The sequence below is a fragment of the Serratia sp. NFX21 genome, from assembly GCF_048517035.1.
Classification (GTDB): domain Bacteria; phylum Pseudomonadota; class Gammaproteobacteria; order Enterobacterales; family Enterobacteriaceae; genus Serratia; species Serratia quinivorans.
In genome coordinates, this window is record NZ_CP183196.1 from 1,394,203 (window position 1) to 1,414,879 (window position 20,677).

General features: G+C 58.1%; 19 protein-coding genes. 7 read left to right on the forward strand and 12 right to left on the reverse strand.

What is annotated here, in order from left to right:
- Positions 1–9: 9 nt before the first annotated feature.
- The gene (locus ACNT1W_RS06535; protein ID WP_411227694.1) at positions 10–1,470 is read right to left on the reverse strand and encodes an NCS1 family nucleobase:cation symporter-1; all 1,461 of its coding nucleotides are present in this window, start codon (positions 1,468–1,470) and stop codon (positions 10–12) included.
- Positions 1,471–1,636: 166 nt separating this feature from the next.
- Here ACNT1W_RS06535 and ACNT1W_RS06540 point away from each other — a divergent pair, with 166 nt between their 5' ends.
- Genes ACNT1W_RS06540 through puuE form a run of 3 tightly spaced genes read left to right on the forward strand, consistent with a single transcriptional unit; the run spans position 1,637 to position 4,085 of the window.
- Entirely contained in the window at positions 1,637–2,386 is a 750-nt protein-coding gene (locus tag ACNT1W_RS06540) for a GntR family transcriptional regulator (RefSeq protein WP_126501327.1), read from the forward strand.
- Positions 2,383–3,126, forward strand: a complete 744-nt coding sequence (gene hpxA / locus ACNT1W_RS06545; RefSeq protein ID WP_012005360.1) for an allantoin racemase — start codon at positions 2,383–2,385, stop codon at positions 3,124–3,126. The genes ACNT1W_RS06540 and hpxA overlap by 4 nt, the downstream gene beginning before the upstream one ends.
- A gap of 20 nt (positions 3,127–3,146) precedes the next feature.
- A complete protein-coding gene (gene puuE, locus ACNT1W_RS06550) occupies positions 3,147–4,085 on the forward strand; it encodes an allantoinase PuuE (protein WP_419246536.1) in 939 nt (312 codons plus the stop codon).
- 63 nt (positions 4,086–4,148) lie between these two features.
- Here puuE and ACNT1W_RS06555 read toward each other — a convergent pair whose 3' ends face one another.
- From ACNT1W_RS06555 to ACNT1W_RS06575, 5 genes are read right to left on the reverse strand one after another with little or no spacing between them, the layout of a single operon-like run.
- Entirely contained in the window at positions 4,149–6,386 is a 2,238-nt protein-coding gene (locus ACNT1W_RS06555) for a TonB-dependent siderophore receptor (RefSeq protein ID WP_017891712.1), read from the reverse strand.
- Positions 6,387–6,422: 36 nt separating this feature from the next.
- On the reverse strand, positions 6,423–7,751 hold the full coding sequence (locus ACNT1W_RS06560) for a lysine N(6)-hydroxylase/L-ornithine N(5)-oxygenase family protein (RefSeq protein ID WP_012005364.1): 1,329 nt from the start codon (positions 7,749–7,751) through the stop codon (positions 6,423–6,425).
- Positions 7,748–9,496, reverse strand: a complete 1,749-nt coding sequence (iucC, locus tag ACNT1W_RS06565; protein ID WP_419246537.1) for an aerobactin synthase IucC — start codon at positions 9,494–9,496, stop codon at positions 7,748–7,750. Before iucC ends, ACNT1W_RS06560 begins: the two co-directional genes overlap by 4 nt.
- Entirely contained in the window at positions 9,493–10,443 is a 951-nt protein-coding gene (locus ACNT1W_RS06570) for a GNAT family N-acetyltransferase (protein ID WP_419246538.1), read from the reverse strand. Before ACNT1W_RS06570 ends, iucC begins: the two co-directional genes overlap by 4 nt.
- Positions 10,440–12,185: an IucA/IucC family protein gene (locus ACNT1W_RS06575; protein ID WP_115183222.1), complete on the reverse strand. Its 1,746-nt coding sequence runs from the start codon at positions 12,183–12,185 to the stop codon at positions 10,440–10,442. Before ACNT1W_RS06575 ends, ACNT1W_RS06570 begins: the two co-directional genes overlap by 4 nt.
- A 137-nt stretch (positions 12,186–12,322) precedes the next feature.
- Between ACNT1W_RS06575 and ACNT1W_RS06580 the strand changes: the two genes are divergently transcribed.
- The gene (locus ACNT1W_RS06580) at positions 12,323–13,546 is read left to right on the forward strand and encodes an MFS transporter (protein ID WP_419246539.1); all 1,224 of its coding nucleotides are present in this window, start codon (positions 12,323–12,325) and stop codon (positions 13,544–13,546) included.
- A gap of 5 nt (positions 13,547–13,551) precedes the next feature.
- A complete protein-coding gene (locus tag ACNT1W_RS06585; RefSeq protein WP_126501338.1) occupies positions 13,552–14,436 on the forward strand; it encodes a siderophore-interacting protein in 885 nt (294 codons plus the stop codon).
- 9 nt (positions 14,437–14,445) lie between these two features.
- On the opposite strand, the gene ACNT1W_RS06590 is transcribed toward ACNT1W_RS06585, so the two are convergent.
- From ACNT1W_RS06590 to ACNT1W_RS06615, 6 genes are all read right to left on the reverse strand, one after another.
- A complete protein-coding gene (locus ACNT1W_RS06590; protein WP_012005370.1) occupies positions 14,446–14,736 on the reverse strand; it encodes a type II toxin-antitoxin system RelE/ParE family toxin in 291 nt (96 codons plus the stop codon).
- A complete protein-coding gene (locus ACNT1W_RS06595; RefSeq protein ID WP_012005371.1) occupies positions 14,724–15,002 on the reverse strand; it encodes a CopG family ribbon-helix-helix protein in 279 nt (92 codons plus the stop codon). Before ACNT1W_RS06595 ends, ACNT1W_RS06590 begins: the two co-directional genes overlap by 13 nt.
- A gap of 85 nt (positions 15,003–15,087) precedes the next feature.
- Positions 15,088–15,474 carry an oxalurate catabolism protein HpxZ gene (gene hpxZ / locus ACNT1W_RS06600; RefSeq protein WP_012005372.1) on the reverse strand — a complete coding sequence of 129 codons (387 nt, stop codon included), beginning with the start codon at positions 15,472–15,474 and terminating at the stop codon, positions 15,088–15,090.
- A 3-nt stretch (positions 15,475–15,477) separates the two neighbouring features.
- Positions 15,478–16,878, reverse strand: coding sequence for an AtzE family amidohydrolase (locus ACNT1W_RS06605; RefSeq protein ID WP_419246540.1), 1,401 nt, complete (start codon positions 16,876–16,878; stop codon positions 15,478–15,480).
- Positions 16,875–17,066: an oxalurate catabolism protein HpxX gene (gene hpxX / locus ACNT1W_RS06610; RefSeq protein WP_419246541.1), complete on the reverse strand. Its 192-nt coding sequence runs from the start codon at positions 17,064–17,066 to the stop codon at positions 16,875–16,877. The genes ACNT1W_RS06605 and hpxX overlap by 4 nt, the downstream gene beginning before the upstream one ends.
- A gap of 25 nt (positions 17,067–17,091) precedes the next feature.
- Complete coding sequence (locus tag ACNT1W_RS06615) at positions 17,092–18,678, reverse strand: gamma-glutamyltransferase family protein (RefSeq protein ID WP_115183216.1); 1,587 nt, start codon at positions 18,676–18,678, stop codon at positions 17,092–17,094.
- A gap of 145 nt (positions 18,679–18,823) precedes the next feature.
- On the opposite strand from ACNT1W_RS06615, the gene ACNT1W_RS06620 reads away from it, so the two are divergent.
- Both ACNT1W_RS06620 and ACNT1W_RS06625 read left to right on the forward strand, forming a co-directional pair.
- Positions 18,824–19,663 carry a MurR/RpiR family transcriptional regulator gene (locus ACNT1W_RS06620; RefSeq protein WP_218217527.1) on the forward strand — a complete coding sequence of 280 codons (840 nt, stop codon included), beginning with the start codon at positions 18,824–18,826 and terminating at the stop codon, positions 19,661–19,663.
- Positions 19,664–19,881: 218 nt separating this feature from the next.
- Positions 19,882–20,673: a transporter substrate-binding domain-containing protein gene (locus ACNT1W_RS06625; RefSeq protein WP_012005377.1), complete on the forward strand. Its 792-nt coding sequence runs from the start codon at positions 19,882–19,884 to the stop codon at positions 20,671–20,673.
- The last annotated feature ends 4 nt before the right edge of the window (positions 20,674–20,677 follow it).

Consider the following 20,677-nt stretch of genomic DNA (forward strand, 5'->3'; position numbering starts at 1 on the left):
TCGTTGTTTTTAATCTTTGCTTAATTCCGCCTTGGCAAAGGTTACCGCCTGATTGGCTGCCCATTCGCGACGGGCAATGATCCGATAACATCCCCCACCCAGTGCCGCCCCGATAAACCAACTGAAGTTCGCCACCTGATGCAGACTCGGCGTAAAACTGATCGCCAACCCGATCACCACTGACGGCACCAGCGCCCAAATCGCATTCGGATTGAACCCATTCTTGTACCAGTAACGGCCGTTTGGCGTGGCGTTATACAAATCGTCGACGTGCAATTCACCGCGCTTGATGATGTAAAAGTCGACCAACAGAATACCGAACAGCGGGCCGATAAAGGCAGCCAATACGTCCAGCGTGTAATGAATCAGTTCGGGTGACTGGAACAGGTTCCACGGTGTCAGCAGGAATGAGCCGACGGCGGCGATCATCCCACCGGTGCGGAAGCTGATCTTCTGCGGCGAGCAGTTGGAAAAATCAAACGCCGGTGAGACAAAGTTGGCCACAATATTGATGCCGATAGTGGCGACAATCATGGTCAGCAAACCCAGGGCGACGGCAATATCGCTGTCGAGGCGGGTGACGGTTTCGATCGGGTCGGTGATCAGTTGCCCAAACAGCGGCAGGGTACCGGAAACGATCACCACGGTCACCAATGAGAACAGCAGATAGTTGAACGGCAAGCCCCAACGGTTACCGCGCTGCACTTCGGCAAAGCTTTTGCCGTAGCGGGTAAAGTCGCCGAAGTTAAGCAGCGGGCCGGAGAAGTAGGACACCACCAGCGCGGTCGCGGTCAGCATCAGCCAGCCCTGTTCACCGGTGCTCAGGGTTTTGCTCGACAGCGTGAAGGAAAGGTTGGAGAAACCGACGCGGTAAACAATCCAGCCCGCCAGCGCGAACATCACCACATAAACGGCTGGTCCGGCGATATCGATAAAGCGCTTAATGGCCTGCATACCGTGCCAAAACACCATCGCCTGCAACAGCCACATGGTGATGTAACAGCCCCAGCCAAGCTGCGACAGCCCGAGGAAATGCGGTTGGGTCATCGGTTCCAGCGACGGGAAGAATTTCAGCAGCGTCAGCATCAACGCGTTGGAGGCCAGATAAGTTTGGATGCCGTACCAGGCGAAGGCGATCATGCCGCGGATCACCGCCGGAATATTGGCGCCGAACACGCCAAACGCCTGACGGCTTAATACGGCGTAGGGCACGCCGCCGAGTTGGCTGGGCTTAGCCACCAGGTTTGCGCAAAACTGCACGATGCAAATCCCCACCAGCAGACAAATCAAAACCTGCCAACTCGACAGGCCAAGGGCGAAAAAGCTGGCGGCCACCACATAGCCGCCCATGCTGTGTACATCGGACATCCAGAAAGAAAATATGTTGTACCAGCTCCAGTTCTGGTCACGCGTGGGTGCCAGATCGTCGTTGCACAGCTTGGGACTGTAGTTTTCATTAGGGTTTGGCATAAATCGTGCTCCTCTCAAGAACGTCACCCGGATGTTGTTATCTGTTTTTTGGCAAAGATTGCTGAGAGGGCATTTGCAGGATCCAGGCCAGACTGCTCTTTTTTGTATACAAAATATCTAATTCTTGTATACGATTTGACGATTGAAGGGGACGGGGAGCAGAAAAATGATCGGTACAGCGATCGACACCAACGCCGCCTGGCATGGGCAACAGGCCAGTTATTTCATTGAAGATAAAGACGATTGCATTTACAACTCGCTGGTGAAAGCCATCGTCGAACATCGGTTGCTGCCCGGCAGCAAATTGCCGGAAGAAGCGTTGGCGGAGACTTTTGGCGTCAGCCGAACCGGCATCCGGCGGGTGCTGCAGCGCCTTGCCGCAGTGCAACTGGTCACTCAACTGCCCAAACGTGGTGCACAGGTTGCCACGCCGGGGCAGGACGAAGCGGCGAATGTTTTCCAGACGAGAAAAATGCTGGAGTGCGCCAACCTGCCGCAGGTGGTTACCCACTGCAAAGAAGAGCATTTGCTGGCGATGGCAGAGCTAGTGGCGCAGGAACAGCAGGCGCACCGCGATCAGGACGGTGCGGCGGCGATCCGCCTGTCCGCCGCGTTCCACGTTCAATTGCAAGCGATCGCCGGTAATCAGGTGCTGACCGAGATGGTTTCGCTGCTCACACTGCGTTCATCGTTGGTGATAGCCGTTTACGGCTCGCCCTGGCAGCAGGGTTGTCGTTGCCACGACCACGGTGATCTGCTGGGGCTGTTGCGCGACAAAGACAGTGTGGCGCTGGCAGATCATATGGCCCGCCATTTTGACGACATCGTGGCCAACCTGCGGTTTGATCATGGTGCAAATGAAACGCCGGATTTTGCCCGGATATTTGCCGAATCCGGCTCGAGGGAACCGCTATGATCGCTGACTGCATCATTCAGGTCATCAATCCAAATACCAGCCGGGTAATGACGGAAACCATTGCTGCCGCTGCCCGTTCGGTGGCCGCGCCGGGTACCAAGATCCTGGCGGTTTGCCCACAGGAAGGGGCGCCGTCAATAGAAGGGCATTTTGACGAAGCCATTGCTGCGATCGGCGTATTGCAGCAGGTGAAGTTGGGCCGAGAAGCGGGGGTCAGCGGTCATGTCATCGCCTGTTTCGGCGATCCGGGCCTGCTGGCGGCGCGGGAGTTGGCAAACCGGCCGGTGATTGGCATCGCCGAGGCGGCAATGCATATGGCGACACTGGTGGCGACGCGTTTTTCGATCGTCACCACGCTGCCGCGTACGTTGGTTATCGCACGACATTTACTGCATCAATATGGTTTTGAGCGACACTGCGCCGCGTTGCATGCGATCGACCTGCCGGTGTTGGCGCTGGAAGATGGAAGTGGTCTGGCGCAGCAAAAGGTACGTGAACAGTGCATCCAGGCAAAACAACAGGACGGCAGCGGGGCGATTGTGCTCGGTTGTGGCGGCATGGCGGATTTGGCGCGTGAACTGACGCTGGAGCTGGGGATCCCGGTGATCGACGGTGTCAGCGCCGCGGTGAAAATGATCGAGTCGTTGAATGCCCTTGGTCTGAGCACCAGCAAACACGGCGATCTGGATTTTCCGCGGGCAAAACCCTTGTCCGGTATGTTTGGCAGTTTTAGTGGGTAATCAGTAAAGGGGAAACAGCGATGGGTGAGTTCCAGTTCAATCAATATTATCCCCGAGATTTAATCGGCTACGGTGGTCGTCCGCCGCACGCTGGTTGGCCTGGTCAGGCGCGAATCGCGGTGCAGTTTGTTCTCAACTACGAAGAAGGCGCGGAAAATAACGTGCTGCACGGCGACGCCGGTTCGGAACAGTTTCTCTCCGATATCATTGGTGCTGCCAGTTATCCCGAACGGCATATGTCGATGGATTCCTTGTACGAATATGGTTCACGTGCTGGTTTCTGGCGCATTCATCATGAGTTTCAGCGCCGTGGTCTGCCGTTGACGGTGTTTGGCGTGGCAATGGCACTGGCGCGTAATCCGTTGGTGGTTGAAGCGATTAAAAACGCCGATTACGACGTAGTCAGCCACGGTTGGCGCTGGATCCACTATCAACATATGGATGAAGCGACCGAACGGCAACACATGCAGCAGGCCATCACCGTACTGCGCGATCTGTTCGGCAAGGCGCCGCTCGGCTGGTATACCGGCCGCGATAGCCCGAATACTCGTCGGTTGGTGGTGGAACAAGGAGGTTTACTGTACGACAGCGACTATTACGGCGACGACCTGCCGTTCTGGACCGAAGTGCAGTGCGCCAATGGCCAGAAGAAGCCGCATTTGATCGTGCCTTATACGTTAGAAACTAATGACATGCGTTTCGCTTCGCCGCAGGGGTTTAACACCGGCGAGCAGTTCTTTACCTATCTTAAAGACAGTTTTGACGTGCTGTACGCCGAAGGGGCAGAGTCGCCGAAGATGCTGTCGATCGGCATGCATTGTCGCTTGCTGGGGCGTCCTGGCAAGTTTCGTGCATTGCAGCGCTTTCTGGATTATATCGAGCAACACGATCGGGTTTGGGTATGCCGGCGGCAGGATATCGCCGAGCACTGGGTCGCGCAGCACCCGTTCAAGAAATGAAGAAAGGGCCGAAGTGGCCCTTTCTTCATTCTGTTTGGGCGCGAAAATGCGCCCAGGCAGGGATCAGAACAGTACGGAGTAGTTCAGACCAAAGGTGCGGCCACGGCCTTTATAGCTGTAAAGCTCTGGTGAGCCGTAGGTTGGGCTATAAAGGATCGGTGCGCGCTGGCCCCAGACGGTGGTGTATTCCTTGTCCAGCAGGTTCTCTACGCTAAAGCTGAGTTTACCCACCGGCAGGGCGTAGCTGCCGAGGAAATCGATGGTGTTGTAGCCATCAATTTTGCGGCCCTGAGTGGAGCCGACCTTGGTGTAATCACCGTCATCCGAGACGTCGAAGCTCTGCTGCGACTGCAGGCGCAGGTTCCAGTCGCCCGGTGCCCAGCCGACATAGGCGGTGACTTTCGATGGGCTGGCCGTGTCCACCAACAGTTTTTTCCACTCGCCGTTGACCTTGGTCTCGGAGCGAATGAAGTTGAAGTTGGTGCCCGCGCTCCAGTCACTGTCTTCGAAGAAGTAATCGACCGCGCCTTCCACCCCGTAGATACGACGCTTATCCGAATTGACGTTGATGGTCATATCGGTTTTGTTGATCGAAATGCTCTTATCGGACAGTGAGTAGTAGCCGGCGATCTGCGTACGCAGGTTGTCACCGGTATAACGCCAGCCGAGCTCATAAGAGTTAACCTTAATGCCTTCCAGCTTGGAATCGCCGACGTTGACGCTTTTGTTCAACTGATAGTGGCCGTTGTTCAGCGAGTAAGTGCCGTTGCCGTAATATTTGCCCGGATCCGGGATCTCGTAGCCCTGCGAGAAGTTGACCCAGGTCTGTTGGCGTTCGGTCAGGTGCGCCAGCAGGCCGGCGTTGAACAGGGCGTTGTTATAGTCGGTTTTCCCACCTGGGATCGCGTCCGCTGAGGTCGCGCCGCCGGTGGCGATGGCCTGCTGTTGGTTATAGCCAACAAAGTCATCAATCTTGTTTTCAGTGTACTGATAACGCACACCGCCGCTTAGGGTAAAGATAGGGTTGATATCGTAACTGGCCTGCATGAAGGTGGCCAAATTGCTGGTGGTGTAGCCTGGGTAACGCCCGGTGTTATAGGCGTTTTGCAAGTCCATGCCGCCGGACTGTTGCGCCTTGGCCAGATCAAAGAATTGCTGGTTGGAATTGAAAGTTTCATGCTCGGCGTCGATGCCGTAGGTCAGCGTCAGGGCGTCGATCGGCTTGCTGTTCAGCGTCAGCTTGCCGCCGTAAAAATCGGTTTTCTGCTGCGAGGCACCGATGCTGCTGACGTAGTAGTCCGGTGCTTTGCCCGCCAGCGTCGGGAACGGGTAGAAGGTCAGCGACTCATCGCGATAATAAACCTGCGCCACCAGATCCTGCCCGAGGAAATCGGTATTGGAGTACTGCAGGTTGATCAGGTGACGTTCAGTGCCAGGAATACGATCCGAATTCAGGTTGCCGCTGTTATAAGCTTTGGCGCTGCCGGTCACCGCGGAGAAATTCTCCCCCAGGAACAGGCCGTGGTCGCCGTCGGACTGGCTTTTGTAATACTGGGTGGTCAGTTGCAGCTGCTGGTGATCGTCGATATTAATGGTGCCGGTACCCATCACGTCGAGGCGATCGGAATATTGCAGGCCAGTCTGGGTATTGTCGATCAGGACTTCATTGCCCTTGCCGTCGTACCAGCCGCCGTAGCGCTGGTAAGAGACCGACAGGCGGCCCGAGGCATTATCGTTGCCGCCGCTGACCGCCGCCGCCACGTTTTCGTCGTGGTCGTTATGGCCGCCAAAGCCGGTTTTGCCGCCGATCTGCAGCTCAACCTGCTGCTCTTTCTGGCCTTTTTTGGTGACGATGTTGATCAAACCGCCGGTGCTGCCGCCGCCGTACAGCGAGGTGGCACCGGAGATTACTTCAATGTGGTCGATATTAAACGGGTCGATCGAATCCAACTGGCGGCTGTCGCTGCGCGAAGAGTTCAAACGCACGCCGTCGATCATCACCATCATTGAACGGCCACGCAGGTTCATGCCGTAGTTGGTTCGGCCCTGACCGCTGACGTCCATCCCCGGGATCAACTGCGCCAGCATGTCCTTGATCTCTTTGCCGCCCTGTACCTGTTGCTCAATTTCCTGGCTCTCAATCACCCAGGTGGTCTGCGCCATTTCTGCTACGGTACGGTGCGCACGGCTGGCGGAAACCACCATTTGCTCTTCGCTTTTTTGTTCTTCTGCCCAGGCTGCTGCTGGTGCGATCATCGCCAGCAGACAAGGATTTAATACCCAGAGGTGTTTGCGCTTCATCATTATCTTCCAGTGTTTCCCATCATTGGTGTGTAGTTAAAACTCGGTGTAATTGAGCATGGCGTGTGTCGCTCGGGCTGGGGTGCCCGGTTGCTGGCTGCGCCATTGGATCACCGCCGGGGTGGACGTTAAATCGAACTGGTCGCGTCCTAAAGCCCGGTTGAGAATACGAGCCGAACGCCAGGCCATCAGGCTGAGCTGGGGTTCGGCGATGCCGTGACTGTGCATACCGGCGTTCACCGCAAACAGGCAATTTTCGCTGGGGCCTTGCCACTCCAGGGTGAAGTCGGGGGCCACGCGGTACTGGTCATCGGCGGTGGTTAACAGACGGTCCGCCAGCGGCTCAAGGAACGCCGGACGATCCTGCTGATAGCCGGTGGCGAAGATCACCACGTCGGTATCGAAGGTTTCTTTGCCCTGATCGAGATGATGGTGGGTCACTAACTGCCAGCCGTTGCCTGCGGCCTGGATCGCCGCCAGCGAGCGGCTGGGTAACAGGTGCGCCCAGGGTTTTTCGCGCAGCACTTCAAACTGGTGGTACATCGCCCGGTAAATCGCTAACAGCGAGTCGCTGGTTATGCCGTCAGAAGTCATCTTCTGCTCGGTCAGCATGCGCTGTTTGGCGCTGTCGTTCAGGCCATAGAAGCTGTCAACGTAGTCCGGGGTGAAGTATTCGTTGGCGAAAGCGGCTTCATCCAGGGCGTTATAGTTGTTGCGACGCGAGATCCAGTTCAACTGCGCCGGCTGGCCCCACTCGGCGCGGAAGATGTTCAGGAACAGATCGGCACCGCTCTGGCCGCCGCCGACGATGGTGACGCGCTTGCCGGTCAGATCCGGGTTACGCAACGTCATCTCGCTGGCATGGAAGCAGCGATCGTTTTGTTCGGTAACGCAGTCCGGCAGCTTGATGCGTTTGCCGATGCCCAGACAGACGTGGCGTGCCCGGTAGGTGGCGCGCTGGGTGGTGACGACAAATTGCCGCTGCTGGTCGTCAAAATCCACGCTTTGAATGTCCTGGCTGAATTCGAGCGACTTCAGGCCATTGGCGGCCCAGTCGAGGTAGTCGGCAAACTCTTCGCGCGACACCGTGCGCAGCTCGGTTGTCAGGAAACGGTAAAATTTCTTCCGTTTCACCAGATAGTTAATAAAACTGTAGGGATTGGTCGGCGATACCGCACTGACCAGATCCTTGAGGAAACTGGTCTGCATATGGCAATCCGGCACCATCATGCCGGGGTGCCAGGAAAAGTGCGGTTTGCGCTCGAGAAATTTACTGTTAAAACCGGCAACTTCACTGCCGAGAGCGGCAATACTGAGGTTGAACGGACCTACGCCAATGCCGATGAAATCCAGGGGCTGATTCATTGGGCAAACTCCTTGGTGACCAGGTAAAGAGGGTTATCCAGATCCTGCAGATAGTTTGGCAGCATACGGCTGCCGCCATCCTGCTCCGAGTAGGTGAGTTTCACCGGGTTGAGCACCACGCGAATGATTTGTGGTTTAAACAGATCAAACAGGGCAAAACGTTCCGCCATTTCCGGGTGCCGTGCCATATAGCCTTCCAGCACCTGCGCCAGCAGCTGATAGAAACGGGCTTCACTGACTCCGCAGGCCTGCATCAGCGGTGAGATAAAGCGCAACACGGTGACGAAATGCCCGGTTTGCAAGTCATGGATCAGGTAGTCGGCGGACAGACGCACGGTGACGTCCTTGACGACTTTCGGCAGCGTCGCCGCTTCGGGGAAGTCCTTATCCACCAGGCGCATATCTCCCTGGAAGTCTTTAAGCAGCACGCGTTGCGGCACGTGGTCTTTCATCACCAGCGTGATGTTCTGCCCGTGGGCGATCAGCGCCACGCCGTAGCGGCACATCAGGTGATACATCGGTAACACCACCACGCTGAACATCTGTTGCAGCCAGGCTTCAGCGCTCAGGCCGGAGCGAGCAATATAGGCGGCGATCAGCGGCTGGCCATGGTTGTCGGTTTCCATCAGCGTCGCCATCAAAATGGCTTGCTCACCTTGTTGCAGATAGCAAGAAGGGTTCTCACGCCAGATCACGCCAAGCATTTCCTGATAGCGGTAGGGGGCTTTGGCCAGGGATGCGTAGGTTGGGTGGGTCATATAACCCGCCGCCGGTTCACCCAGGATTTCGGCGCCGCTGGCGCGCAGCGTGCTGTCTTCGGAAAAGATATGCTGCAGCCAGCGAGAAGCGGCCGGCCCGGCGCTGATGTACTTGCCCGGAATACCGCGATAACACGAAGTGTTGTAAATGGTCAGCGGCAGTTTGATGTCGAACGCGGAGCGGCGGCTGATATTGGTCAGGGTACGCAACGATTGCTGTGCCAAATAGTTGTCACCAAATTCACCCAGTTCCACCAACTCCCCTTCGGCCAACTGAGGCAGGAAGTGCAGCGCGATCTTTTGCTGCCACTGCCACGGATGCAGGGGCACCGGGATCCAGTCATGGGTCAGTTTCAGCTCGCGCCAGCGGTGGTCGAAGCGCTGGCGTTCGGCGCTGTCCATGGCGCTATCGAGCAGCTGGGTCAGCGGATATTCTTCATCAGCACACCAGACGAAGCTGCCACGCTTGGCCGCCACCCAGTGCAGGCGAAACTGGCCCTGGTATTCCGGGGCATACTGCTGCAGCGCGGTCAGGCCCCAACCACGACGACCTTTATTAAAGATAAACTTGGGATGTCCGGCCAGCAGGCATTGCAGCGCATCGGCGTCCAGTGCGATCAGATCCTGCGCACTCATACCGTGACGGGCAGACAGCAACTGCATATCGCCGCGCAACGTGGCGTACAGGTCTTCCAGATGTTCTGCGACCTGCGCATCGTCCATCTTCAACACCTGTGCCAGTTGGCGCAGCGTTTGGTCGGCGGCTAACGGCGATTGATCGCAGGCCAGGGTAGCCGGATCGATGTGCAGCCAGCCCCAGATGCCGCGTTCGGCGCTGAAGCGGTAGTGGGCGTCGCCCAGCGCAATGTGCCATTGGCCGTCGTGATGTTCAGCCTGCAGCGCGCGCTCGTATTCCAGCTCGGCGAGGATCTTGGCGATCATCTGGCGGTTAACGCGCTGCCAGTCGGCGTAATCTGGCGTCATCATACGCAGGTCTCCTGGAAGAATTCGGCACGCTGATTCACGATCAAACGCGAACGCTTATGTGGGAAATCAAACTCTTTAAGGGTGTGATAACCGGCGGCAGGCAGGTGACGGAACAGGCGTTGGTTGTCGGCACGCGGCTCGGCGACCACCCGCGTGGTGCGGGGTTCGTCCAGGTACAAATAATGCGTCAGGCCGCGCAGCCAACTGCGGATGTACTGCGCACCGCGGCAGTCTTCTTCACCCACCAGCATGTGCAGCCCACGATCGAAGGGTTGCCAGCGATAGTGGCGGCCAATGCGATCCTCCGGCGCCCAATAAACTTCGAAATAGCCGAACGGGCGATCGTCAAAGCAACCCAGCAGCGGGTAGCAGTAGCTGGAATCCAGTTGACGCTGCAGGTAGGCGGCCTGGGTTTCGAGCGGGCCGCTCATTTCCCAGAAGGCGTCAACGCGCGGTGAATTCATCCAGCGGGTGAACTGTTCGGCGTCGCGTTCCACTTCCGGCAGACGGAAACTGAGGGTTTTCTTCAACTGTGGATCGTAACGGCGGTACACCTCACCGTTGGGACGCGCCGGGCGCTGTGGGTACCACAGGCTGCGTTCGGCGTCATACTGCATCTGGCCGGAGGCGCGGTTGCGTTCAGCCATCAGCCACAGCGGCAATTGATAAAAGGTTTCGCGTGCCAGATAGTCACCGCTGGCCAACGCGAACAGCGCCTGCGCCTGCGGTTCTTCACGCCATTGCGCGTAAGGCAGCGTGACACCGCTGAGCTGCGGCGCGGCCACCAGTAACTGGTCTAACGCTTGAACCAGCCAGCCCTGTGGCAGTGGGCCCGGATAGTGCAGCACGGCGCTACCGTCGAGACCGAGACCTAGCTGCAACTCCCGTTCCAGCCGTTCACAGCGGAAACCGCTGCCGGCATGCATCAGTTTGGCGTGCTGCATCATTGGGCGGCTCCCTGGCGCAGCGGGTTAACGAAATCAAAGTAAATCACCGCCGGATCAACGATGGTGTTTTCGTTATGGTCGTGCAGGTAACAGAAGAAGTTGCCTTTGCAGTTCCAGTGGCTGCTGTCGAGCACGTAGTCCAGGCACAGGGTGTTTTTGGCGTTGGCGCGCAGGCCGCTCAGTGCGTCGCGTACCCGGGCCATCAATGCCTCTTCACTGTCGAAACCGGCCGCAGCCAGTGCGGCGGTGACCGCCAGGCTGGAGTTCACCAGCAGGTAGTAAGGGAAGTAGCGCAGCAACTGTTGCTCGCTGAAGCGGTTTTCCGCATCGGCTTCACCAATTTCTTCCAGCCAGGGGCCAGCGTCACGGGTAAAACCACTGCCCTGACAGTCGCGATACAGCATGCCGATCGGCAGGTCCTGCTGCATCTCTACCAGAATGTTTTGCTGGTGAGCCAGCAGCACCAGCCCGTAATCGGCTTCGGTACTGAACAGCGGCAGCAACACCTGTTGGCAGTAGGCATCCAGCCAGGTGTGGGCGGCTTGTTGCAACGGCAGATTCAGGCGGCTGGCCAAACGGCGTACCGCTGCAGCCAGCAGGCTGTCGCCGCCATCCGGCGCGGCCTGGGTCAGGGTCACCAACACGTTGGTCTGGCTTTGTGGCTGGTCGAACAGCAGGTTATCGCGCAGCGCCATCAGGCTTTCTTCCTGGACGGTGCCGTCTGCCGAGCGAAGACCGGCCCAGCCGTCTTCCTGCATTACGCGGAAGGTCGGATAGCGCGCCTGCAACTGTTGCCAGCGCGGGGTTTGCGCAAGACGTGCCAGACGGATCCCGCGCTTCACTTCTTTTACCGACAGGGTGCGCACCGAGTTGGTCAGGCGCACGCTGAGGGAGAATTTGATCATGTCACGGTTACTGGCGCTGTACAGCGAGCGTGAAGAACTGGTAGGCAGCCAGCGTTCGCCGGCTTCGCCCAGATCCTGCAGCAGCCCCTGGGTCACCAGATCCTGGCACCAGTTCTGCGTCAGTAAATGGTCGGCCTGCCACGGATGCATCGGTAGCAGCCAGACGTTATCGCTAAAGTGTGCCAACAGCTGCGGGGCACTTTCGGCGGCAAAACGTTGCAGGCGCTGCTGCAGCGTCAGATTCAGGCTGTCGCCGCACAGTTGGCGTTTATCGACGGCAAACCAACGCAGCGGGAAGCTGGCGGCAAAATCCGGCAGATAGCGGTGCGCCTGCTGATGGTTGAATGGCTCATGCGACTTCGGTGCCGGGTGGAAGGCGTGACCGACCAGCAGCCCCTGTTCCGCCTGGGCGAAGTTCAGCGGCTTGTCGCGCAGCGCAGGCCAGTCCAGACGGATATTGATCGCCTGCTGGGTATTTTCATGACTTTCCAGTACACGCTGGCGGAAACGGGCCACCACGTCATCGGACAATTCGCCTTTCACCGCCGGTTTTTCCAACAGCAAGGAGATAAGCTGTTCCACGCTCAGCGCAACCCCTGCACCGTCATCCTGCTGATACAGATAAGCGGGGAACAGGTACTGGTGATGCTGAGTGGGGGAGGTATGGCGTAAAGCGATGCGAATAGCCTGAGAAGGCGAAAGTGGAATGTGCAGTTGCGGATACTGTTGGTGGCTGGCCGCCGGAACGATTTGCCAGTCCCGGGTTTCACGCATCAATGCGTTGAGAAAACATTGTGCAGCCACGTCGGTCGTCGCGGTTTCAAACTGGATTGTCATGATCCCATTTCACTGTTGAATCAATTGAGAATGATTCTTATATCAATAATATTTATTGTTATCAATCATCCTATGATACAATTTTTCAATGAATTGAACATAACCTTATAATTTTATTAACGGTAAATTTACGTTTGATGCATATTTCTTCTCCCCCTAAATCACCGACAATTGGGAATACGTCTCCTTCCAACTGGCCACTGGCGCTTTGTGCCGGGTTGTTGGGCATCGGGCAAAACGGCCTGCTGGTGGCATTGCCGGTATTGGTCAGCATGACTCATCTTTCGCTTTCCGTCTGGGCCGGGTTACTCACGCTCGGCTCAATGCTGTTTCTGGTCGGCTCGCCGTGGTGGGGCAAGCAGTCCGAAGTTCGCGGCTGCAAGTTTGTGGTCACCATGGCGTTAGCAGGGTATTTGTTCAGTTTTGCCTTGCTGGCACTGGCGGTTTGGGGGCTGGCGGCAGGCTGGCTTTCGCCGATGACGGGATTGGGCGCGCTGATCGTGGCACGGATTATCTATGGTTTGACGGTGTCCGGCATGGTGCCTGCCAGTCAGACCTGGGCCCTGCAGCGGGCCGGTTATGAGCAACGTATGTCGGCGCTGGCGACCATCAGCTCCGGGCTGAGCTGCGGGCGGCTGCTTGGCCCCCTGTGCGCCGCGTTGGCGTTGTCGATTCATCCGATGGCACCGCTGTGGCTGATGGCGCTTGCGCCATTAATCGCCCTGCTGGTGATATGCCGTCAGCATAACGATCCGCCTTTGCCACCGGTGGCCCATCAGCAAAACCGACTGCGCCTCAATATGGTGCCTTATTTGTTGTGTGCGGTGCTGTTGGCGGCTTCGGTCAGCCTGATGCAACTCGGGTTGGCACCGCATTTGAGCCGTTTATTCAGCCACTCTGCCACCAGCGTTAGCCATCATGTGGCGGTGCTGTTGAGCGTAGCGGCGGGTTGTACCCTGTTGGCACAGTTTCTGGTGGTGCGCCCACAGCGCTTTAGCGCGTCACAACTGCTGCTGCTTGCTGCGGTATTGATGGTGGTCGGATTGGGCCTGATGTGCGCTGAGCCGCTGGCGTTGTTCTATGCCGGTTGTGCGCTGGCCTCCTTTGGCGCGGCTATGGCGACACCGGGCTACCAGCTATTGTTGAATGATAAATTGTCCACCGGCAAAGGGTCGGGAGTCATCGCCACCAGCCACACGCTGGGTTACGGTCTGAGCGCGCTGATGGTGCCGGTGGTGGCCAGGTTTTATGGTGAGTCGCAGCTGATTGCGGCGGCTCTGACGATGGCGGTCCTGTTGGGCGGTATCAGCGGCTGGCTGTGGTGCCAGCACCGTGTCAGGGTAAATTCTGCGGGAGAGTAACAGCTATGTCCGGCGCATCAAGCTACAGAGTTTTTGATATCACACTGAAAGTAAAAGAAAACGTATCGCCTTCCTTACTGCGCTGCGTTTTCGAAGGACCGGACGTCCACCGCATGAAGCTGGAGGCGCCGGATCAGCGCATCAAACTGTTGTTCCCGGCCGAGAATGGCCAACTTTCCTGTCTGGAAAATAGCGACGACTGGTATCGTCATTATATGGCGATACCCAAAGAACAGCGCCCGGTGATGCGTACTTACACGCTGCGCGCATTGCGCAGTGAACAGAATCAGATGGACGTCGAGTTTGTGTTGCATGGCGTCAACGGCCCGGCTTCCGCCTGGGCGACCGAGGCCAAACCGGGTGATACCCTGCAGGTGGTTGCACCCAATGCCGATTTTGACGGCGACAGCGGCGGTTATGAATGGGCACCACCAAGCGCATTGCAACAGGCACTGCTGATCGCCGATGAAACTGCGGTGCCGGCGGCAGTGGGTATTTTGGAACAGCTGGCGCAGCAGGCCAATCCACCAAGAGTGCAGGCGTTCTTTGAAGTGCCGGTCGCGGGTGACTGCCTGAATATGGATCGCTTCCCGTTTGCCGAGGTGTATTGGTTGCCGCGTGACGTGGGGCATCAGCAGATGCACGGCACCTTGCTGGTGGAATCGGTGCGCCAGCGGGTGAATATTCCAGAGTCGGCGCGTACGCAGTCACAGTCGCTGACCGAAAACAGCCTGGGTGGCGACCTGCTGTGGGAACGGGCCGAAGGGGCGAAAAGCTTCTACGCCTGGGTCGCGGCGGAGTCTTCAGCGGTGAAGGCGTTGCGCCGTTACCTGATTGGCGAACGCGATTTGGACCGCTCCACCGTTAACTTTATGGCCTATTGGTGTTGAGCTAATCCTTCAATAGCCGGCTTCACTTTGGTGGCGCACCGCCAGCAGTACTGCGGTGTGGCCATCAAAATGATATAGCGCGATATAACCACTGTTGCCGAAATCGATCGGCCATTCTCTAAATTCCGTATCCATCTCTTCAACCGGGCGACCTACCTGCGGTTGGTGAGCGAGGATATTGACGCTGTGACGGATGGTGGCAACGGCCCTCTTTGCGGAGTTGAGGTCTTTCTCCGCCAGAAATCGGTACAATCGCTGAATATCTTGTAGCGCTGCAGGCGTCCATATCAGTTGTGGCACTCCGGGATCTCCGTATCATCACCTTTTTCCAGGCTGATGAGCCAATTATCGGCCTCTTCCTGAGACAGATGTTTACCATTTGCCTGATAGACTTCCCATGCCTGTAACGCATCTTTGCGCAGCGCTTCGCGTTTTTCTTCTCGTTCGACATATTCGCGGATCGCCTCGCGCATTATCCAGTGCGCGCTGCGCTGGCGTGTAGCCGCAATTTGCTGCACCCGCTGCTTCAGTTGTTCATCAATTTTAATCGATGTTGCACTTGTCATTGGTCGCCCCAGTTAGCTAAAGGTAATACCTTTGGCTACTATACGGCGGACTGAGTATGGCTGTCCAATTTTTGTGCAATCGCGATTATTCCGCCATCAAACTCACATGCGCGGCGACGATGCGCCAGCCGCAGGGCAGTTTGACCCAGGTTTGCATCTGCCGGCCGACACTGTCGCTGCCGGGACGACGGAATTCGGTGCTGGCGACTGCCATATCATCTCCGTAGGTGGTGATGACGGTGTTTTCCAGTACGCGATCCAGCCCTTTTGATGGCCGCTGTTGGCGGAAGTCGCGGATCTGTTCGATACCGTACAAATTCTCCGTCGCACCATAACGGACGGTGCGCCCGTCGTGCCAAAACAGTTCATCCAATACGTCAATATCATTGCCAGTCAGCGCCTGTTCGTAACGGTAAAAGGCGGCGTTCACTTCTGCCAGCACTGCCGGTCGATCGATATATTCACTCTTCATTAGTTAATCCTGTTTCCCTGGTAAAACACAGGTAGCTACGCCGCGTTGTTCCAGCGCATAGGCGGCTCGCAGTGCCAGATCTTCACGCCATGGCGGTGCGATAAGCTGCAGCCCGATCGGTAGCCCCGCCGCGGTTTTCAGCGGCACCGTCACCACCGGCAGGCCGAGAAAGGAGATCGGCTGTGTCAGCATACCCATGCCGGCGCGGATCGGCAGGTCGGTGCCGTTGATACGTAGGGTTTCCTGACCAATGACCGTCGCGGCGCACGGCGTGGCCGGGGCGATCAGAATGTCCCAGTGTTCAAACAGCGGCAATACCTGCTGCTGGAAATGGGTGCGGAAACGTTGTGCCTGCAGGTACCAGGCGGCGGGCAGCATGGCCCCGGCAAGCAGCCGCTCGCGCGACAGCGGTTCAAAGCGCTCGGGTTGGCTGCGCAACTGCGGCAGATACTGGTTACCTCCCTCGGCGGCGGTGAGAATAAACGCCGCCGAACGCGCCAGTTCAGCCTGGGGCAGTTCGACTTCGGCGACGGCCTCCAGCGCCTGAGCGACCTGCTGCACCGCCGCTTTGGCGTCTTCATTGCACCATTGCTGGAAATAGCCGGCCAGCACTGCGCAACGTAACCCTTGTTGGCCACGCGGCAGCAGCGACTCGGTTTGGGTGATCGGTTTTTCCGCCTGGAAGCGGTCTTCGATATCGGTGCCCTGCATCACGTCATACACCGCGGCCAGATCGCGCACCCGCCGGGCAAAGGGGCCGACATGATCCAGACTGGCGACAAACGGCTGGCTGCCGCTGCGCGACAGGCGGCCAAAGGTCGGCTTCAACCCGAAGATGCCGCATAGCGAAGAGGGCACGCGTATTGAGCCGTTGGTATCGCTGCCGAGTGAAAATGTTACCAGCCCGGCGGCGACCGCAGCCGCTGAACCCCCAGAGGAGCCCCCGGCAATACGCGTGGTGTCGTGTGGGTTACGCGTCGCGCCGTAGTGGCTGTTTTCAGTGGTGAAACCGTAGGCATAGGCGTCCATATTCAGCATGCCGGAGAGCAGCGCGCCCTGTGCCGCCAGCCGGCTCACCACCCAGGCGTCTTGTTTGGCGGGTGGGTTATCGCAAAACAGGCTGGCACCGGCCAGGGTGGTTTCCCCGGTGACATCGAACAGATTTTTCACCGCATAAGGAATGGCCGCCAGGCTGGGTAGCGCTTGCCCTTTGGCACGGGCACGATCGAGATTGTCGGCCTCCGCCAGCATACGTTCACGGGTGACGTGGGTATAGGCGTTAAGCGAAGGGTTTTGGGTGTCGATATTGTCCAGCGTTTGCTGGGCTACCTCACGGGCGGAAATCGCACCTTGCTGCAGGGCGGCGCGGATCTCGGCGATCGACAGTGCGCTGATTGGATTCATGCTCGATATACCCCGGCAATTTCCAGACGCTGATCGAGCGGCAGGGCCATCAGCGGCTCAGCCATTGCGGCGATGCGGTTGAATTGGATCAGCAGTTCCTGGCGGCACACGTCATTGAGCTCCAGGGCCAGTATGTTTTCCATCTGGCTGATATAAGCCGCCCAGTCGGTGGCAGGTGGATGGTTCATGGGGATCCCCTTATTGAAAGAGCGGCTAGAAGCCGGCGGCGCTGCCGTTGCTGCGCGGATCAAAAGCGCCTTCGAGCATGCCGTTAGTATGGCGAACAATGGCGCCGGCGTGGCCGACCGCCTCGCTGAAATCCGCTAAGAGTTCTACCTCGTGGCCGCGTTGACGCAGGTAGGCCAAGGTTTCCTGACTAAAACGCCCCTCCAGTTTTAATGAGTCGGAGCTTTCGCCCCAGGTGCGGCCGAGCAGCCAGCGCGGCGCGCTGATCGCCTGTTGCAGCGGCAGCCCCTGCACCACATGGCGGACAAACACCGCTGCCTGGGTTTGCGGTTGGCCGTCACCGCCCATCGAGCCGTACACCAGGGTACGCCCGTCATACAGGCGTGCCGCTGCCGGGTTCAAGGTATGGAAGGGTTGTTTGCCCGGTGCCAATGCCAGCAGGTGCGCGGCATCCAGACTGAAAGACGCGCCACGGTTTTGCCACAGCACGCCACTTTGCGGCAGTACCACGCCGCTGCCGAATTCGTGATAGATACTTTGAATAAAGGACACCGCCAGGCCGCTGCTGTCCATCACCCCCATCCACACGGTATCGCCCGGCCCTTTGCCTTTGCCCCAGGGGGCGGCCTGTTCAGGATCGATGCGCCTGGCCAGCGCGTCCAGGTGTTCGGCTGTCAACAATGCCTGTGGATCCTGAGTCATCTGACGCGGATCGGTGATGAATTGGTCACGCAGGCCGAAAGCCAGTTTGGTGGCCTCGACGATGCCATGTACCACCGCGCCTTCGCTGCGGCTGGCAAGTGGCAGACGGTCTGTCAGCCCGAGGATCGCCAGCGACACCAGGCCCTGAGTCGGTGGCGTCAGGTTAAAGATCTCGCCTTTCTGATGCTCCAGCCGCAGCGGCGTGCGGCGGCGTGGCCGATAATCCGCCAGATCCTGCGCAGTGAGCGGCATGCCCAGCCTGGCCATATCCGCCGCCATGCTCTCTGCCAATCGGCCGCGATAGAAGCTGTCCAACCCCTGTTCGGCCAGGGTAATCAGAGTCTCCGCCAATTGTGGCTGGCAGAAACGCTGTCCGGCGTGAGGAATTTCACCGTGCGGCAGGTAGGTGCGGGCAAAATGTTCCTGATCTGCCAGCTCATGATATTTGCTGCGGGTAGCCGCCTCCTGCGAGGCGGTGACCGGAATACCGTCTGCAGCGTAGCGAATCGCATCGGCCAGCAGGCGTGGCAACGGCAACTGCTGGCCGCCCAGTTCAGCGGAGTAATCCAGTGCTTCCTGCCAGCCCCCGACGGTACCGGCGACGGTCAGCGCGGCTTTTGGCCCCCGATGGGGAATGTGACTTTCCCCGGCGTAAAAATCCAGCGTGGCCAGCGATCCGGCTGCGCCGCTGGCGTCGATGGCCACCGGATCACCCTGCGGCGGCACGATCAGCCAGAACCCATCGCCACCCAGGCCGTTCATGTGTGGGTAGACCACGGCGATGGTAGCGGCGGCGGCGACCATGGCTTCAATCGCGTTGCCGCCTTTGCGCAGTATCGCCAGTGCGCTTTCGCTGGCGAGGTGGTGCGGCGTGACGGCCATGCCCAATGGCGCGGTGTTGCTGTTAATCATTTCTTGGCCCTTGTTTGAGGTCAGCGTCTGCCTCAAACACAAGCAAGAGACGTTCCATGTTTTCTGCCAGGACAATAATCGCTTGCCAGCGGGTGGATTGGCCGTGCTATGTTCCGCTGAAACAAAGGTTACAGCAGGAGTAGCAATGCAGCAGATTGATGAACGCCTGCGCGGGGAATATCCGCAGCTCACGCCGCAGGAACAGCGGGTGGCCGATTTTATTTTCGATCACTTCGATGACCTGATCAGCTACAACAGCGCCGAGCTGGCGCGGCTGAGCGGGGTATCCAAAGCCACCGTCAGTCGCTTGTTCAAACGCCTGGGTTACCCGAGCTACCGCGCGATGCGTGACGAATTGCGCACTCTGCGCCAGAGCGGTATGCCGCTGACCGATAACCGTGACGCGGTGCAGGGCAATACCCTGTTGGCGCGCCACTACAAGCAGGAAATGGCTAACCTTACCCAGTGGGTGAACCATATTGATGCCGAGCAGTTCAACGCAGTGATTGCTGCTTTGGTGCAGGCGCGGCGAGTGGTGTTAATGGGGTTTCGCAACAGCTATCCGGTGGCGATGCACCTGCGCCAGCAGCTGATGCAGGTGCGTGAGCAGGTGTTACTGGTGCCGCAGCCGGGTCAGACACTGGCGGAAGAGCTGGTGAGTCTGTCCCCGCGAGATGTAGCTATAGTGGTGGCGTTTCGCCGCCGACCGCGCCAGGTGCGGGCGTTGTTGACGCAGTTGCAGGTTCAGCAGGTACCGACACTGCTGGTGTGTGAACCTCAGGCACAGGCGCTAATCCCGCTGGCGAACTGGCATCTGGCGGCACCGCTCGACAGCGTTTCCGCCTTTGACAGCTATTCCGCCGCCATGAGTCTGGCCAACCTGCTCAGCAATGCTCTGCTGCACGAGACGTTGGCGCAAGGGCGGCAACGAATTCACCAAATTGCCGATCTGTATAGCGATCTGGATGAGTTGGAACAGCGCTGAGCCCAGCGCCATTTTGGTGCTTTCGCACTTTGATGGTGCGCAATTTGCTCACTTTATTCATTCATCCTGTCATTACGTTGGCAGGGGAATTCCCATCTTAACCCCCTAACTTAGCGACACTAAAGCCGAACGTTCCCGACGCCGCTTATTGGCACATTAGTTGCAGAGTGGTGATCAAAGAATCTTTTGTTTCATCATTTCACCATCGGGGATAGTCTATGAACTTCAAGAAAATCGGCGTAGTGGCATTAGGTGCAGTGCTGTTGATGGCTCAGGCCGCTTCGGCGATGGCGGATCAACTGCAGGAAATCCAGCAGCGCGGCGTGTTGCGGGTAGCGGTACCCCAGGACTTCCCGCCGTTCGGCTCCGTGGGCACCGATCTGCAGCCACAGGGTTATGACATCGATATGGCGCAGTATCTGGCCGACAAGATGAAACTTAAGTTGCAGCTGGTGCCGGTCACCAGCGCCAACCGCGTGCCTTATCTGCAGACCAACAAGGTTGATTTGGTGATTTCCAGCCTGGGCAAAAATGCGGAACGCGAGAAGGCAATCGCCTTCAGCCGCACCTATGCGCCGTTCTTCCTGGGCGTATTTGGTCCGAAAGAATCGGTGTTGGCGGACGCCACGCAGCTGAATGGTAAAACCATCGGCGTGACGCGCGGTGCGGTGGAAGACATGGTGCTGAGCGACACCGCGCCGAAGGGCACGCAGATCAAGCGCTATGAAGACAATAACACCACGCTGTCGGCCTATCTGTCCGGTCAGGTGCAATACATCGCTACCGGCAATCTGGTGGTGAGCGCCATAGCACGGCAGAACCCGAGCAAGGCACCGGTGGCCAAATTTATGCTGAAAGATTCACCCTGCTATGTGGGGCTGCGTCTGGGTGAACCGGCGTTGCAAGCGAAAGTGGACCAACTGATTGAACAGGCATTGAAGGATAACACCCTTAATGGCCTGTCCGAGAAATGGCTCAAAGCGCCGCTGCCTGCCGACTTCGGCGCATAACGGG

Bases quoted from the DNA above. Each gene is read 5' to 3' on its own strand.
- ACNT1W_RS06535 (WP_411227694.1), bottom strand. From the start codon at position 1,470: ATGCCAAACCCTAATGAAAACTACAGTCCCAAGCTGTGCAACGACGAT.
- ACNT1W_RS06540 (WP_126501327.1), top strand. From the start codon at position 1,637: ATGATCGGTACAGCGATCGACACCAACGCCGCCTGGCATGGGCAACAG.
- hpxA (WP_012005360.1), top strand. From the start codon at position 2,383: ATGATCGCTGACTGCATCATTCAGGTCATCAATCCAAATACCAGCCGG.
- puuE (WP_419246536.1), top strand. From the start codon at position 3,147: ATGGGTGAGTTCCAGTTCAATCAATATTATCCCCGAGATTTAATCGGC.
- ACNT1W_RS06555 (WP_017891712.1), bottom strand. From the start codon at position 6,386: ATGAAGCGCAAACACCTCTGGGTATTAAATCCTTGTCTGCTGGCGATG.
- ACNT1W_RS06560 (WP_012005364.1), bottom strand. From the start codon at position 7,751: ATGAATCAGCCCCTGGATTTCATCGGCATTGGCGTAGGTCCGTTCAAC.
- iucC (WP_419246537.1), bottom strand. From the start codon at position 9,496: ATGATGACGCCAGATTACGCCGACTGGCAGCGCGTTAACCGCCAGATG.
- ACNT1W_RS06570 (WP_419246538.1), bottom strand. From the start codon at position 10,443: ATGATGCAGCACGCCAAACTGATGCATGCCGGCAGCGGTTTCCGCTGT.
- ACNT1W_RS06575 (WP_115183222.1), bottom strand. From the start codon at position 12,185: ATGACAATCCAGTTTGAAACCGCGACGACCGACGTGGCTGCACAATGT.
- ACNT1W_RS06580 (WP_419246539.1), top strand. From the start codon at position 12,323: ATGCATATTTCTTCTCCCCCTAAATCACCGACAATTGGGAATACGTCT.
- ACNT1W_RS06585 (WP_126501338.1), top strand. From the start codon at position 13,552: ATGTCCGGCGCATCAAGCTACAGAGTTTTTGATATCACACTGAAAGTA.
- ACNT1W_RS06595 (WP_012005371.1), bottom strand. From the start codon at position 15,002: ATGACAAGTGCAACATCGATTAAAATTGATGAACAACTGAAGCAGCGG.
- hpxZ (WP_012005372.1), bottom strand. From the start codon at position 15,474: ATGAAGAGTGAATATATCGATCGACCGGCAGTGCTGGCAGAAGTGAAC.
- ACNT1W_RS06605 (WP_419246540.1), bottom strand. From the start codon at position 16,878: ATGAATCCAATCAGCGCACTGTCGATCGCCGAGATCCGCGCCGCCCTG.
- hpxX (WP_419246541.1), bottom strand. From the start codon at position 17,066: ATGAACCATCCACCTGCCACCGACTGGGCGGCTTATATCAGCCAGATG.
- ACNT1W_RS06615 (WP_115183216.1), bottom strand. From the start codon at position 18,678: ATGATTAACAGCAACACCGCGCCATTGGGCATGGCCGTCACGCCGCAC.
- ACNT1W_RS06620 (WP_218217527.1), top strand. From the start codon at position 18,824: ATGCAGCAGATTGATGAACGCCTGCGCGGGGAATATCCGCAGCTCACG.
- ACNT1W_RS06625 (WP_012005377.1), top strand. From the start codon at position 19,882: ATGAACTTCAAGAAAATCGGCGTAGTGGCATTAGGTGCAGTGCTGTTG.